We start from the raw sequence: 15,898 nt of genomic DNA, 5'->3' as shown, positions 1-15,898 counted from the left end.
GAAAATTTAAGGATAAAGAAGCTTTGGAAAACTTGCACCGCCTTTTATTTTTATTTATAATGTTAGATATAAGGGATTTTTTATAGTTCGTTTTTGTAAAAGATTCATAAAAATATTTGATATAAAGAAAGGGGAAATAATGGAAGCATCAGAATTCAAATATCTAAAAGGGCTTTCGAAAGTTTATCCAAACATTGCAAAAGCATCAAATGAGATTATTAACCTTCAGGCGATTTTGAATCTGCCAAAAGGTACAGAGCATTTTGTTACAGATATTCATGGAGAATATGAACAATTTCATCACGTTCTTAGAAATGGTTCCGGAGCAGTCAGAAGAAAAATAGATGATGTATTTGGAGCTACCATCACTACAAATGAAAAAAAGGCACTTGCCACTCTTATATATTACCCGGAGGAAAAAATAAAAATAGTGGAGGCTGAAGAGGCTGATAATATTGATGACTGGTACAGAGTCACTATATACAGACTTATTCAGGTAACAAAGATTGCATCGGCAAAATATACCCGTTCGAAGGTTAGAAAGGCCATGTCAAAGGAATTTGCCTATATCATAGAAGAACTGGTTTCAGAACGCTATACTCAGGATAATAAAGAAGAATTTTATAACGGAATAATTGATACAGCCATTGAAACAGGAATGGCAAAACAGCTGATAATAGCCTTTTGTAATCTTATTCAAAGGCTTACAGTGGATCATCTTCATGTTTTGGGAGATATTTATGACAGGGGCCCTTATCCAAATAAAATAATGGAACTTTTAATGTCTCATCATTCTGTGGATATCCAATGGGGAAATCATGACATAGTGTGGATGGGAGCGGCAGCAGGTCAGACTGCCAACATAGCAACTCTTTTAAGAATCTCGGCAAAATACGGAAATTTACCTATATTAGAGGAAAGCTATGGAATAAATCTTCTTCCATTAGCCCGTTTTGCCATGAAAGTCTACGCTGATGATCCTTGTAGTTGTTTTACCGTAGGTTACAGAGAAGATGATATTACAAATATCAAAGATGTTGAATTGGATAAAAAAATGCATAAAGCCATTGCAATTATACAATTTAAAATTGAGGGACAGATTATTAACAGGCGACCTGACTTTCATATGGAAAAGAGAAATCTTTTGGATAAGATTAATCTTGAAAAAAAGACTGTAACAGTTGAGGGAAAGGAATATGAACTTCTAGATACCAACTTCCCTACAATAGACCCAAAAGATCCTTACAAGCTTTCAAAAGAAGAAGCAGATGTAATGGAAAGACTGAAACAGGCCTTTATAAATTGTGAAAAACTTCAAAGGGATGTTAGATTTCTATTTTCAAAAGGTTCTCTTTATAAGGTATTTAATGATAATCTTTTATTCCACGGTTGTATACCACTTGATAAAAACGGAAAGTTTAAAAAAGTGAAATTATTTGGAAAAACTCTTAGTGGAAAAGAACTTTTTGATACCCTTGATAATTATGCAAGACTGGGTTATTACTCCTTAGACCCGGAGGAAAAACTAAAAGGTCTTGATATGATGTGGTATATGTGGATTAATGAAAATTCACCTTTGTTTGGTAAGGATAAAATGACCACTTTTGAGAGATATTTTATTGCTGACAAGGCTACCCATAAAGAACCAAAAAATCCTTATTATAAATATATAAATGAGGATGAAACCGTTGATATGATTTTAAATGAATTTGGACTTTTTGCAGAAGACAGCCACATTATTAACGGACATATTCCGGTTGCTTTTAAAGATGGAGAAAGTCCTGTAAAGTGCCATGGCAGGGTTTTGGCTATTGACGGAGGTTTTTCCAAGGCATATCAGCCCAAGACAGGAATTGCAGGCTATACTCTCATTTATAACTCCTTTGGACTTCGTCTTGCTGCTCATGAGCCTTTTAAATCTATGGAGCAGGCTATTATAAACGAAAGTGACATACATTCGGATAATGTTTTGGTTCAAAGGGTGGTTAAGAGAAAAAGAGTTGCAGATACCGATACCGGAAAAGAACTTAAGGATTCTATAGAGGATTTAAAAAAGCTTGTTAAAGCTTATAGACAAGGTTGTATTTCCCAGGCTGAATAAAAAAAATTAATATTATACAAAAACGAATTTCCCGGCAGACAGCGAAAAAAAGCAGGATGCCGGGGATTTTTGCTTAAAGCCTTTATTTTAAAGGAATTTAAGTGTTCACATAAAGCACACATTTTTGTGCTTTTTTAGACACAAATATTAATTATCATATTTTGGGTTAAGAATTATGCATTTATAATTAGCAAAATAAATTACCTGACAAAATTAATTAAGGGAGGACGCTATTTTGATAGAAGTAAATAATCTTGTCAAAAAATACGGCAATCACCTGGCTTTAGACCATATCAGTTTTAAAATCGAAAAAGGACATATTTATGGTTTACTTGGCCCAAATGGTGCCGGAAAATCAACTACCATGAATATTTTAACAGGATATCTGGCAGCTACGGAGGGAGAAGTCATAATTGACGGACACAGTATTTTTGATGAGCCGGATTTGGCAAAAAAAAATATAGGATATCTGCCTGAGCAGCCACCGGTTTATATGGATTTTACCGTATTTGAATATTTGAAATTTGCGGCAGAACTAAAAGGCATCAAAAAAAATGAAAGATTAAAAAATATCAAAGAAGCCATGGAAATGGCAAGGGTATTTGATGTAAAGGATCGTATAATAAAAAATCTTTCAAAAGGTTACAGACAAAGAGTGGGACTTGCCCAGGCCATACTGGGATTCCCGGATATTATTATTTTAGACGAACCGACGGTAGGCCTTGATCCTAAGCAGATTATTGAAATGAGAGAGCTTATAAGAAATCTTGGAAAAAAACATACGGTAATTTTAAGTTCTCATATTCTTTCAGAAGTCAGTGAAATATGTGATTACATATTGATTATTTCAGGTGGAAAGCTTGTTGCCAGTGACAAGGCCTCAAATCTTTCCAACATGAAAGAGGAAAAACAAAAGGTTAAACTAGTAGTTAAATGTGAAATTAACAGGGCTAAAGAAATAGCTCTTAAAGTTACTGAAGACGTAAAAGTAAAATCAACACCACAAAAGGAATATGTGGAGGTTGAGGCCTTCGCAAAAGAGGATATAAGAGAAGCAATATCCATTGCCTATATGAATGAAAAATGTCCTATTATTGCCATGTCTTCTAATGAAACTTCTCTTGAGGATGTATTCCTTGAACTTACATCCGGCAATAATACAAAAGACAATACTATAAAAGAGAAAAAATCTGAAAAAGCAGTTGAATCTGTTATAGATGAAACTATGGAGGATATTTTAGAAGAAAATGATGAAAATAACGGAAAGGAGGAAGAATAATGCTTGCAGTATTTAAAAAGGAATTAAGATCATATTTTACATCAATGACAGGATATGTATTTATGGCCTTTTTTGTGGCTGTTGTAGGAATATACTTCCTTGCCTATAACTTAAACTATGGTTATCCTTATTTTACTTATTCACTGTCATCAGCTTCCTTTGTATATATAATTATTGTACCTATACTTACCATGAGAATAATTGCCGAGGAAAGAAAACAAAAAACAGATCAGCTTCTTTTAACAGCACCGGTATCCATTGTAAAAATAATTCTTGGAAAATATCTTTCCCTTCTTGCAATTCTTGCCATACCTATAGCAATGTTTTGCTTGTATCCACTGATTTTAACACAGTTTGGAAAGATTAATTTTCAGATGACCTATACAGGAATATTGGGATATTTCTTATTGGGAGCAACTTTTATGGCAGTGGGAATGTTCATTTCCTCTATTACTGAAAGTATGGTAATAGCTGCGGTTTTATCCTTTGGAGTTTTATTTTTAAGTTATATGTGTACGGGACTAGCTGATTTTATTTCATCCGAAGCTTCAGCTTCCTACATTGGCTTTATGTTAATTGCCATTTTAGTTGGTGTGATTATGTATATTATGACCGCTAATTATACTATGTCTGCCGTTATATGTCTTGCTTTAATGGTAGCAGATACAGTTTTGTATTTTGTAAAGTCTTCTCTTTTTGAAAGTGCCTTACCGAATATGCTTAACGCTTTATCACTTACAAAGAAATTTTCGGATTTATCTTCAGGAATGTTTGATTTAACTGCTATTGTTTACTACATTTCAGTAAGTGGCTTATTCATATTCTTTACTGTTCAGTCTGTTCAAAAGAGACGCTACAGTTAGTTGATAAGGAGGTTACAAAAGATAATGAGTAATTTTAAGAAAAACGATGAAAATACTAATATAAAGCCAAAAAAAATAAGAAAGAAAATCACCTTTGAAGACATAAAGAAAAGCTTTTCCACAAAAAATTTTAAAAGCGGTTCCTATAGCTTTTTACTTTCTGCAATAGTACTTGCTATTGTAATAACCATAAATCTTGTAGTAGGAGCTTTTCCATCCAGTGTTACTTCCTTTGATTTATCAGACCAGAAGCTGACAATTTTATCAGACCAGACAAAAAATCTTATTTCATCTGTTAAAGATGATGTAAATATTTATTTAATTGCAGAAAAAGGAAAAGAAGACAGTACAATTCAGACACTTTTGGAAAAATATAAGGATTTGTCAAAGCATGTTAAGGTAAAAACCATTGACCCGGCACTAAATCCAAATTTCACTTCAGATTATACTACCTCTGATGTATCTTCAAACAGTGTAATTGTAAGCTGTAATGATAAGTCAAAAGTTGTTGACTATAATAATATTTATGTCACTTCCTACGACTCTTCAACTTATTCTCAAACAAGTGAATTTGATGGTGAAGGACAGATTACCAGTGCTATTGACTATGTTACCTCAGAAAATGTGCCTGTTATATATACACTTTCAGGTCACAACGAAACAGAACTGTCAAGTGATTTTATAAACGATATTGAAAAACAAAATCTTTCCGTGGAAAGCTTGGATTTACTTAACAAGGGACAAGTCCCTGATGACTGTGCATGTCTTATTATTTTGGGCCCTCAAAAGGACTTGTCTTTAGACGAAGCAAGTGCCGTGAAAGAATATTTGAAAAGTGGAGGAAAGGCGTTTATTTCAACTGCCTATACGGGAGAAGATACTGAATTTACAAACTTTTATTCAGTACTTGAAGAATACAATACAAAAGTAGATGAGGGAATTGTAATTGAGGCAGATTCTTCTTCCTATGCTAACCCTTATCCATCCTATATTTTGCCAACACTTTCATCAGAAAGTACAATAACTTCAACTATTTCAGCTGAAAATATGAGGATACTTTTACCTGTTGCCCAGGCTTTTGAAACAATTGATGAAAATAATACAGATATTACAATTACACCTCTTTTAACTTCTTCTTCATCATCCTATTTAAAGGTGATAACCAATGAAACTCAGTCCTATGATAAGGATGAAGGAGCAAAAGAGGGAAGCTTTAATCTTTCAACTCTTATTACAAAAAGCATAAAACAAAAAGATGTAAGTGCAGATGAAAGTGAAAATGATTCCTTAGACAATAAAACAGCCTTGATTTTGGTATCTACTCCCCATGTGGCAAATGACCAGATAAATCAAACAGTGGCAGGGGCAAATGAAGATTTTGTAATAAATTCATTAAGTTATCTTTGCCAGCATAAAAGCTCAATTTCAATACATTCAAAATCCCTTTCCGTGGATTATCTGACTTTATCTGCCGGTCAGAAAAACCTTTGGTCAATACTTTTAGTTATTGTCCTTCCTATTGTCATAATTGGAACAGGTTTATTTGTCTGGTTAAGAAGGAGGCATAAATAATTGAAAAAGAAAACATTAACCTTAATAATAAGCTTATTTTTCTTAGTAGCATTTATAGCAGCCTATTTTGCAGTAAGCTCTTATACAAAAAACAAAGAAGAAAAAGAGACGGCTAAAGAAAATGAAAATCAAGTTACCCTTCTTACTTTGGAAAGTGATGACATCACAGAATTTTCCTATCCTGGAAGTGCTGGAGATTTAAGCTTTATAAAAAAAGATGATAACTGGACTTATGAGGCGGATTCTTCCATAGAGCTTTCAAACGATAAGGTTCAGGATATTGCAGATAATTTTACTTCTGTAATAGCAGACAGATTGGTGGAAAATGATGCAAAAGACCTTTCAACCTACGGTCTTGAATCACCTTCTATGACCTTGACTGTCAGCACCTCAAAGGGTACTACGGATAAAATACTTATTGGTGATTATAATTCCACAACAGGTAGTTATTACGCAATGATAAATGATAAAGAGGATGTATATCTATTGCCTTCATCCTTTACATCTTCATTTTCCTCATCTGTAGATGACCTGAAAAAAGAAGAAAATAGTGATAAGGCTTCATCCAATTAAATAAAGGCTTCATTGAATTATTGACTAACGGCAAAGTATCGTTTATCATATTTAATGAAAACAAAGGGGTTTTCGTCTTATTTGTGTACGAAAATCCCTTTTGTCAATTTAAAAGATTGGAGTTATTTTCATGAGATTTCGACCATGCATTGATATACATGACGGAAAGGTAAAACAGATAGTAGGTGCATCTTTAAATGATAATGGGGCAGAAGAAAATTTTGTATCACAAAAAGATAGCTCCTTTTATGCATCAGTCTACAAAAAAGACGAAATATATGGCGGACATGTCATAATGCTTAATCATCAGGGAAATGAAGGATATGAAGCCACAAAAAAAGCCTGCCTTAAAGCCTTGAATTCATTTGAATACGGACTAATGGCAGGAGGCGGTATAAATCCTGATAATGCCGGGATTTTTCTTGAAAACAAGGCATCCCATGTTATTGTTACCTCCTATGTATTCAAGGATGGAAAAATTGATTTTGACAATCTAAAGAAAATGACAGACGCAGTTGGAAAAAAACATCTTTGCTTAGACCTTAGCTGTAAGGAAAAAGAAGGAAGTTATTACATTGTCACAGACAGATGGCAAAAATTCACCGAAACTGTGTTAAATGAAGAAACTTTAGATATGCTTTCTGCCTACTGTGATGAATTTCTGGTTCATGCTGCCCATGTTGAAGGGAAAAAAGCAGGAATTGATGAAAAATTAGTTGATATTCTTGGAGAATATTCACCTATAGATGTCACTTATGCAGGAGGAATAAAAGATTTTTCAGATATTGAAAAAATAAGAAAGATTGGAAAAGGAAAGGTCGATTATACAATTGGAAGTGCCCTTGATCTTTTTGGAGGAGATATTTCATATAAAGAAGTAGTTAATAAATATCACGATAGAAAATAGAAGGTGACAATAAATGGTAATTGATTTTCATAGTCATGTATTTCCTGAAGCTATAGCGGAAAAAGCCCTAAGTCACATTGAAGAGACAGATGAATGCCATAGAGTGACTAACGGAACCATGAAGGATTTTCAGGAAAATATCCAAAATTCAGGAGTGAATCTTTCAATTCTTTTGCCTGTGGCTACAAGCCCAAAACAGTTTGAAACCATTAATAAAGTTGCTTTAGGCTACAATGAAAAGTATGATAATGTTCTTTCCTTTGGAGGGGCTCATCCTTTAAGTAATCATTGGAAGGAAGAATTAAAAGAAATCAAAAGTATGGGATTTAAGGGAATAAAAATGCATCCCGATTGTCAGGATACTCCTTTGGATTCTGAGGAAAGTATCAGATTTATTGATTATGCGGCACAGTTGGGACTGGTAAATGTTATTCATACAGGATTTGATCCTAACTATCATGGCTCTACCAATTGTGATCCAAGGGCAATCAGAAATCTTTTGGATGCCCTGGGGGAAGATATACCAAATCTGGTACTGGCACATCTTGGAGGACTTGATTTTCATCCTGAGGATATTGACCTTATTTGTGATTCAAAGGTTTATTTTGACATTGCATGCTATAACTTCATCCCTATTAAAGATGATTTGATTCAAAAAATAGTAAAAAGACATGGTGCAGACAAAATAGTATTTGGAAGCGATTGTCCGTGGTCAGATCCAAAAAGTGACATAGAAAGGATTTTGACCTATGACCTTTCTGACGAAGAAAAAGATAAGATATTTTATAAAAATGCATTAAAATTATTGAAAATGAAAGAGGAAGACATTAAGGTCAAATCTTATGCATTTTAGTAGGAGGTTTTTATGGCAAAATATACTAAACAGGATATTATCGATATTGTACAAGATGAGGATGTTGAATTTATTCGACTTCAGTTTACGGATATTTTTGGCACTTTAAAAAATGTTGCTATTACTTCAAGTCAGCTTGAAAAGGCGCTGGATAATAAATGTATGTTCGACGGGGCAAGTATTCAGGGCTTTGCAAGGGTAGAAGAATCGGATATGTATTTAAGACCGGATTATGATACTTTAGCGATTTTTCCATGGAGACCACAGCAAGGAAAGGTGGCAAGGCTTATTTGCGACATCTATAATCCTGATGGCAGTCCCTTTGAAGGAGACCCAAGATATATTTTAAAGAAAGTTACCAAAAAGGCGAAAGACTTAGGCTATACCTTTAATGTAGGCCCAGAATGCGAATTTTTCCTTTATCATATGGATGATGATGGTCAGCCTACCACAATTACCCATGAAAAAGCCGGATATTTTGACCTTGGTCCTATAGACTTAGGAGAAAATGCCAGAAGAGATATGGTACTTACTTTAGAGGATATGGGCTTTGAAGTTGAAGCATCCCACCATGAGGTTGCCCCGGCTCAGCATGAGATAGATTTTAAATATGACGAAGGAATCGTAACTGCCGATAATATTATGACCTACAAGCTGGTTATAAGAACTATTGCCAAAAGACATGGACTTTTTGCAACCTTTATGCCAAAACCTAAATTCGGGGAATGTGGTTCTGGTATGCACACCAATATGTCCTTATCAAGAGATGGTAAAAATATTTTTGCTGATCCTTCGGATAAATTTGGTCTTAGCAAAGAAGCATATTATTTTATTGGTGGTATTATGAAGCATATTAAAGCTATTACAGCTATTACCAATCCTATAGTTAATTCTTATAAAAGACTTGTTCCAGGCTTTGAAGCACCGGTACATATCGCCTGGTCTGCAAAAAACAGAAGCCCTCTTATAAGAATTCCTGCTTCAAAAGGAGAAAGCACAAGAATAGAACTTAGAAGTCCTGATTCTGCCTGCAATCCATATCTGGCACTGGCTTTATGTCTTGCAGCAGGTATGGAGGGAATTGAAGAAAAAATAGAACCTATGGAAAGCATTGATATAAATACATATGATATGAGCGAAAAGGAACTTAAGGCCCTTAATCTTGAAGAACTTCCGTCAAATTTATCCAAAGCCTTAGATGAAATGGAAAAAGATGAGCTTTTAAGACAGGTTCTTGGAGATCATGTATTTAATATTTATCTTGAAACCAAGAGAAAAGAATGGAGAGAATACAGTTCGCAAGTTACTAAATGGGAGATTGATCAATTTTTATATAAGATTTAGTTATATAAAATACTTAGCGTAAAGGAGGTTACTTGCGTGACAAATATAATGGTGGTATTTCCCAAAAAGGAAATAGCACTAAACATTAAAAGGATTCTGGTTAGAAGCGGTTTTAGTGTTGCAGTAGTGTGTACAAGCGCAGCCATGGCCATAAACAACGCTGATTCACTATCCGGTGGTATTATTGTTACAGGTCCCAGACTTCCTGATATGATGTTTACTGAGCTGAATGAATATTTATGTAAGCAGTTTGATATGCTTCTTATTGCTTCTGAAGAATATTGCTACACAGGAAGTAAGGAAGGGATAGTAAGTATCACTAAACCTTTAAAAGTGACAGATTTAATAAATACTTTGGATATGATGGTTACAGCTTATGAAAGAAGAAAAAAAAGGCTTAAGCTGAAACCCAAATTAAGAAATGATGCCGACAAAAAAATAATCAATGATGCCAAGGCTTTGCTTATGGACAGAAATAATATGTCCGAGGAGGAAGCCCATAAGTATCTTCAAAAGTGCAGCATGGATAGTGGAACCAATATGACAGAAACTGCTCATATGGTAATCAGTCTGTTTATGACATAATAGTCTGCTATTATAATAAAATATTTCATTATGAAGTATGAAAAGGAGAAAAAAATGAAATTTACCAAAATGCATGGAATTGGAAATGACTATGTTTATGTAAATTGTTTTAAAGAAGAAGTCAAAGACCCTGAAAATTTGTCAATTAAATTAAGTAACAGACATACAGGCATAGGTTCAGACGGACTTATACTTATTAAGCCCTCCACTAAGGCAGATTTTTTCATGGATATGTATAATGCTGATGGTTCCAGGGGAAAGATGTGTGGAAATGGTATCCGTTGTGTAGGAAAATATGTATATGACCATAAAATGACGGATAAAACCTCCTTAAGTATTGAAACCTTATCCGGAATTAAATATTTAGAATTAAATGTAGGCGAGGATGGAAAGGTTATTTTAGTAAAAGTAAATATGGGAGAACCAATACTTAAGACAAAGGATATACCTGTGGTATTTGATAAAGAAAGAGTAATAAATGAACCATTTACTGTAGATGGGATTAATTATAATTTAACTGCCGTGTCTATGGGAAATCCCCATGCTATAGTTTATATTGATGATGTTGACGGATTAGAAATTGAAAAGACAGGTCCAAAATTTGAGTTTGACAGCCGTTTTCCTGAAAGAGTAAATACCGAATTTGTGAAGGTTTTAGATAGAAAAAACATTCAAATGAGAGTATGGGAAAGAGGCTCCGGAGAGACTATGGCCTGCGGAACAGGTGCCTGTGCAGTGGCAACAGCCTCCATACTTAACGGATATGTTGATAATGATGTGACAATTCATCTTTTAGGTGGAGATTTAACCATTTCCTGGGAGGGTGAAGGAAATGACCTTTACATGAAAGGAAATGCAGTAACGGTTTTTGAAGGAGATTATCCCGTATAATTATAATTAAGGATGTAGCCGAAATGACTACATCCTTTTTAAAGTTTAATTTGTTTACACTGCGTTCATGAGGAAGTAGCGAAGCGGATTCCGAATGTCCGCTTTACAAATGCTTCTTAAATTGCTTTATTATTATTCGGAAGATAATCCTGCTATAAGCCACTTATTATCTATTTGTTTCATAAGAACACTTGTGTATTTAAAATCTGAGTTTTCTCCCCCTACAGATTTTAAATTTACGCCAACATAGTAGATATTGTAATATTCCCAATAACGAAGAGCCATATCACCATCATCATAAGAATCTATTTCGGCTGATTTTATATTATAAAATGAATCATCACCAAAATAATGCATCTTGCAATAGTCGGTACAATAAGATTTCATTGTATCAAAGTCCTTATTTTTAAAGGCTTCAAAAAAAGCATCAATTACCTTCTTTTGTTCTTTTAGTTTTTTTTCTCCATTTGTAACATAGGTTATTTTTTGAATGTTTATTGTCTTGTCAGTTTCAGGGAGTATTAAATCTCCTTCATAATCATTTATAAGTCCCATGCCGTTAATAAGCCAACTATTTTGGGATTTTTTAATTTTGACAGTTCTAAAAAAGCCACTTCCTGATAGAATGATATTGGAATTTTTCCTTAAATTACAGTCTAAATACACGCCAACCCAGTATTCATCTTCATTTTCATAATAACGAAAACTTTCTTCTCCATCAATATATGACTCTATTTGGGCAGAAGTCATATCACAAAAAGAATCCTCTAAAAAGCAGGAATCAACACATTCTTTTGTACAATAAGACTTCATTGTATCAAAATCCTTGTTTTTAAAAGCTTCAAAAAAGGCATCAATAACCTTTTTTTGTTCTTCTAACATATTATCATCTTTAATTACAGAAACCTTTGTAATATCTATTGTAGAGATGTTTTTTGAAGATTTATTACTGCTTTTTTCCTCTAAAGCTTCATTACCGGTATCTGATTTTACAGTACTTACTGTTTTTTTTGTTTCGCTTCCACATGCCCACGAAGTGACTGCTAAAATTGTAATAAAAATAAGAATTAACTTTTTCATGCCTTCCTCCTTTTTAATAATTTACCATTTCATGTAAATGTTTAAAAATAATAATTTTTGGAAAAATACATACTCTTTTCCCTTAAAATCAAAATTTTTAATAGTTTGATAAATACAGCTTATCAGTTTAAAAATGTAATTTTTAAATATAATAATTTATAATTACTATATACTACTATAACTATGATATAAAAATGTGTCAATATATTAAAAATGCTATATATACTTTAAATTTATAAAAAAATACAATATTTATTTACAATTTTTTCCTTAAAAAAAATATAAAGATAAATAATACTTGCATTTTTTTGTGAAATAGGTTATTTTAGTAGACAGTGACGATTTAGTTCGCTAAATTGATAGAGTAAATGCTATGAAGGAGAGTCCTTTTTATGGAACTTGACAGAAAGACCGTGTCACCGGCTGAGAGCATGGTTAAAGGAATTATTAAGGGTAACACTACCGGAGCAGCTTTTCTGAAATTTTAGTAGGTTAAGACGTAAATCATGCGTTAAATGAAAATGAGAGGGAAACAAAAATAGATTGTCAGATTGTTTTTTTGTTTTCAATGCGGGTGGTACCGCGAGATATTTTAGATAACTCGTCCCGGATACATTAGTTTGTATCCGGGCTTTTTTTATACCTGGCTTAATAATTATTTTGAAAAAGGAGACAGTTGTAATGGAATTTGTAGAAGGCGTATTAAAACGGGATGATTTGGAAATAAGCGACATTCAGGCGGGAGATTATGAAGGAAAAGATGTTTGCGTAAAGGGAAATGTACATGTAATCAGAAACATGGGAGATATCGCTTTTATTATATTAAGGAAAAGACAAGGACAGCTTCAATGTGTTGTGGATAAGAAAGATCTTTCCATAAAGGAAATTCATGAAGAAGCCTGTCTTAAGGTGGAGGGAACTGTATCTAAGACAGATAAGGCTCCAAACGGATTTGAAATTCTTACTAAAAAAATTGAAATTATTTCAAAGCCTAAAGAACCTATGGTACTTCCTGTAGGAAAATGGAAAATGAAAACTTCTCTTGAAACAAAGATGTCTTTAAGACCAATCGCTCTTAGAAATATCAGAGAAAGAAGTAAATTTAAAATTCAGGAGGGTATTCTTAGAAGCTTTAGGGATTATCTTTATTCTGAAGGTTTTACAGAAATTACAACTCCAAAGATTAATGCCAAAGGAGCTGAAGGTGGTTCAAATCTTTTTAGATTGGAATATTTCAACAAAAAAGCCGTATTGGCACAAAGCCCACAGTTTTACAAACAGATGATGGTAGGTGTATATGAAAGAGTATTTGAAACCGGACCGGTTTTTAGAGCTGAAAAACACAGCACCAAAAGACATCTTAATGAATATATGGGTCTTGACTTTGAGATGGGATTTATTGACAGTTTTGAAGATATCATGAATGTGGAAACCGGATTTTTAAAATATATGGTAGAATTTTTAAAAAAGGACTATCAAAAAGAATTAAACATATTAAATGTTGAACTTCCTGTAATTGATAAGATTCCACAGGTAAGATTTGATGAGGCTAAAAAACTTGTTTCTGAAAAATATAACAGAAAAATCAAAAATCCATTTGATCTTGAGCCGGAAGAGGAAGAACTTATCGGAAAATATTTTAAGGAAGAATATGGAAGTGACTTTGTATTTGTAACTCATTATCCATCAAAGAAGCGTCCTTTTTATGCTATGGATGACCCGGAAGATGAAACAGTTACTTTAAGCTTTGACCTTTTATTTAGAGGCATTGAAATCACAACAGGAGGACAAAGAATCCATGATTATGACATGCTTATGAAAAAAATAGAGGCCAGAGGAATGACCAGTGAAGGCATGGAGCACTATTTAATGATATTTAAGTATGGAATGCCACCTCATGGAGGATTGGGACTTGGACTTGAAAGACTTACCATGAAGCTTCTTGGAGAAGAAAATGTTCGTGAGACTTCAATGTTCCCAAGAGATTTAAGCAGACTTGAACCTTAATTAATATAAAACTGTAATAACTAATTATTATGTATTTTTATGCATGTATTATTAAAGGGAGAAGAAAATTATGGCAAATGTAATTTCAGATGAAACCATAGAATATGTTGGTATTTTGGCAAAACTTGAACTTTCCGGTGAGGAAAAGGAAAAGGCAAAAAAAGATATGGAAAGCATGTTGGATTATGTGGATAAGCTTAATGAATTAGATACAGAAGGTGTAGAACCTATGTCCCATGTGTTTAAAGTAAATAATGTTTTTAGAGAAGATGTTGTTACTAATGAGGACACTCACGAACTGATTTTAAAGAATGCTCCACAACAAAAAGAAAATCAGTTTAAAGTACCTAAGACTTTTGATTAATTTACGGGAGGAAAAAAATGAGCTTAAATGATTTAACAGCTTTAGAATTATCCAAAAAGATAAAGGATAAGGAAGTATCAGTAAAAGAGGCAGTTTTGGCTTCTTTTGAACAAATAGAAAAATACGATGAACAATTAAACTGTTATGTAACTACTTTAAAAGAAGATGCCCTTAAAAGATCCGAAGAAGTACAAAAAAGAATCGATAATAATGAATTAACAGGTTTATTGGCAGGAGTTCCTATTGCAGTTAAAGATAATATTTGTACTAAGGATGTTTTAACAACCTGCAGTTCAAAAATACTTGAAAATTATTATCCTACATTTTCAGCTACAGCTGTTGAAAATATTGAAAAAGAAGGCATGATAGTTCTTGGAAAAACCAATATGGATGAATTTGCCATGGGAAGTACAACAGAAACTTCCCATTATGGAATAACAAGAAACCCATGGAATACAGACAGGGTTCCAGGGGGGTCTTCAGGAGGGTCTTGTGCAGCAGTGGCAGCAGCAGAGTGTTTTACAGCTTTAGGCTCTGATACAGGTGGTTCCATAAGACAGCCAAGTTCATTTTGTGGAGTAACAGGAATGAAGCCTACTTATGGTACAGTTTCCCGTTATGGTCTTATTGCCTATGGTTCATCCCTTGATCAAATCGGCCCTGTAGGGAAAAATGTGGCTGATGTGGCAGCTTTAGCTGATGTTATTTCTTCTTATGATAAGAAGGATTCCACCAGTGTAAAAAGGGAATATGCTTTTTATGATTCTATAAATGAAGATATTAAAGGCTTAAAAATTGGTATTCCAAGGGATTATTTCTCAGAAGGACTCAATGAGGAAGTTAAACAAGCTGTAATGAATTCAGTAAAGGAACTGGAAAAATGCGGTGCCATAGTGGAGGAATTTGATTTAAGCCTTGTTGATTATGCCATTCCTGCATATTATGTTATTGCATCAGCAGAAGCCAGCTCAAACCTTTCAAGATTTGACGGTGTAAAATACGGTTTTAGAGCCCCTGAATATGAAGGACTTCACAATATGTATAAGAAAACCCGTTCAGAAGGCTTTGGCTCAGAGGTAAAAAGGCGTATAATGCTTGGATCTTTCGTATTAAGCTCAGGTTATTATGATGCATATTATTTAAAAGCTTTAAGAACCAAGGCTCTTATAAAGGAAAGTTATGATAAGGCATTTGCAAAATATGATGTTATTATCGGACCTGCAGCCCCTACAACAGCCCTTAAAATCGGTGAAAGCTTAAGTGATCCTATAAAGATGTATCTTGGAGATATATATACCGTATCTGCTAATCTTGCAGGACTTCCTGGAATCTCAGTTCCTGTAGGTCTTGACAAAGCAGGACTTCCTATTGGAGTTCAAATATTGGGAGATTGCTTTAAGGAAAATAATATTTTGAAAACAGCAAAGAAAATAGAAGAAATCGCAGCTTTTGGAAAATGCCAGATTGCAGGGAGGTAAA

At 33.7% G+C, this 15,898-nt stretch carries 14 protein-coding genes and 1 other annotated feature; of the genes, 13 read left to right on the top strand and 1 reads right to left on the bottom strand.

Translation table 11 applies throughout. From position 1 onward, the window contains the following. Positions 1–139 precede the first annotated feature (139 nt). The 10 genes from BM153_RS09255 (at position 140) to dapF (ending at position 10,968) form a co-directional block, all read left to right on the top strand. Complete coding sequence (locus tag BM153_RS09255; protein ID WP_092873015.1) at positions 140–2,101, top strand: fructose-1,6-bisphosphatase; 1,962 nt, start codon at positions 140–142, stop codon at positions 2,099–2,101. A gap of 235 nt (positions 2,102–2,336) precedes the next feature. Then, on the top strand, positions 2,337–3,380 hold the full coding sequence (locus BM153_RS09250; RefSeq protein ID WP_092873013.1) for an ABC transporter ATP-binding protein: 1,044 nt from the start codon (positions 2,337–2,339) through the stop codon (positions 3,378–3,380). Then, the gene (locus BM153_RS09245) at positions 3,380–4,243 is read left to right on the top strand and encodes an ABC-2 transporter permease (protein WP_092873011.1); all 864 of its coding nucleotides are present in this window, start codon (positions 3,380–3,382) and stop codon (positions 4,241–4,243) included. The genes BM153_RS09250 and BM153_RS09245 overlap by 1 nt, the downstream gene beginning before the upstream one ends. 24 nt (positions 4,244–4,267) lie before the next feature. Further along, positions 4,268–5,815, top strand: a complete 1,548-nt coding sequence (locus BM153_RS09240) for a Gldg family protein (protein ID WP_092873009.1) — start codon at positions 4,268–4,270, stop codon at positions 5,813–5,815. Further along, the gene (locus BM153_RS09235) at positions 5,816–6,388 is read left to right on the top strand and encodes a DUF4340 domain-containing protein (protein ID WP_092873007.1); all 573 of its coding nucleotides are present in this window, start codon (positions 5,816–5,818) and stop codon (positions 6,386–6,388) included. It abuts the gene before it with no gap. Positions 6,389–6,518: 130 nt separating this feature from the next. After that, positions 6,519–7,295 carry a phosphoribosylformimino-5-aminoimidazole carboxamide ribotide isomerase gene (gene hisA, locus BM153_RS09230; RefSeq protein ID WP_092873005.1) on the top strand — a complete coding sequence of 259 codons (777 nt, stop codon included), beginning with the start codon at positions 6,519–6,521 and terminating at the stop codon, positions 7,293–7,295. Between the two features lie 13 nt (positions 7,296–7,308). Beyond that, positions 7,309–8,148 (top strand): amidohydrolase family protein, encoded by an 840-nt coding sequence (locus BM153_RS09225; RefSeq protein WP_092873003.1) that lies wholly within the window; start codon positions 7,309–7,311, stop codon positions 8,146–8,148. A 12-nt stretch (positions 8,149–8,160) separates the two neighbouring features. Beyond that, entirely contained in the window at positions 8,161–9,492 is a 1,332-nt protein-coding gene (gene glnA, locus BM153_RS09220) for a type I glutamate--ammonia ligase (RefSeq protein WP_092873001.1), read from the top strand. A gap of 36 nt (positions 9,493–9,528) precedes the next feature. After that, complete coding sequence (locus BM153_RS09215) at positions 9,529–10,077, top strand: ANTAR domain-containing response regulator (protein ID WP_092872999.1); 549 nt, start codon at positions 9,529–9,531, stop codon at positions 10,075–10,077. A 54-nt stretch (positions 10,078–10,131) separates the two neighbouring features. Further along, positions 10,132–10,968 (top strand): diaminopimelate epimerase, encoded by an 837-nt coding sequence (gene dapF / locus BM153_RS09210; RefSeq protein ID WP_092872997.1) that lies wholly within the window; start codon positions 10,132–10,134, stop codon positions 10,966–10,968. A gap of 132 nt (positions 10,969–11,100) precedes the next feature. On the opposite strand, the gene BM153_RS09205 is transcribed toward dapF, so the two are convergent. Then, the gene (locus BM153_RS09205; protein ID WP_092872995.1) at positions 11,101–12,048 is read right to left on the bottom strand and encodes a Cif family virulence factor; all 948 of its coding nucleotides are present in this window, start codon (positions 12,046–12,048) and stop codon (positions 11,101–11,103) included. Positions 12,049–12,412: 364 nt separating this feature from the next. Further along, positions 12,413–12,660: a binding site (T-box leader), on the top strand. Positions 12,661–12,729: 69 nt separating this feature from the next. On the opposite strand from BM153_RS09205, the gene aspS reads away from it, so the two are divergent. From aspS to gatA, 3 genes are all read left to right on the top strand, one after another. After that, positions 12,730–14,055 (top strand): aspartate--tRNA(Asn) ligase, encoded by a 1,326-nt coding sequence (aspS, locus tag BM153_RS09200; protein ID WP_092872993.1) that lies wholly within the window; start codon positions 12,730–12,732, stop codon positions 14,053–14,055. A gap of 70 nt (positions 14,056–14,125) precedes the next feature. After that, positions 14,126–14,419, top strand: a complete 294-nt coding sequence (gene gatC, locus BM153_RS09195) for an Asp-tRNA(Asn)/Glu-tRNA(Gln) amidotransferase subunit GatC (protein WP_092872991.1) — start codon at positions 14,126–14,128, stop codon at positions 14,417–14,419. Positions 14,420–14,436: 17 nt separating this feature from the next. Continuing rightward, positions 14,437–15,897, top strand: coding sequence for an Asp-tRNA(Asn)/Glu-tRNA(Gln) amidotransferase subunit GatA (gene gatA / locus BM153_RS09190; protein WP_092872989.1), 1,461 nt, complete (start codon positions 14,437–14,439; stop codon positions 15,895–15,897). The last annotated feature ends 1 nt before the right edge of the window (position 15,898 follow it).

It is taken from the genome of Acetitomaculum ruminis DSM 5522, from assembly GCF_900112085.1.
Lineage (GTDB): Bacteria > Bacillota > Clostridia > Lachnospirales > Lachnospiraceae > Acetitomaculum > Acetitomaculum ruminis.
The sequence above is the reverse complement of the archived record's forward strand: the minus strand, read 5'-3'. Positions and strand labels throughout refer to the sequence as shown.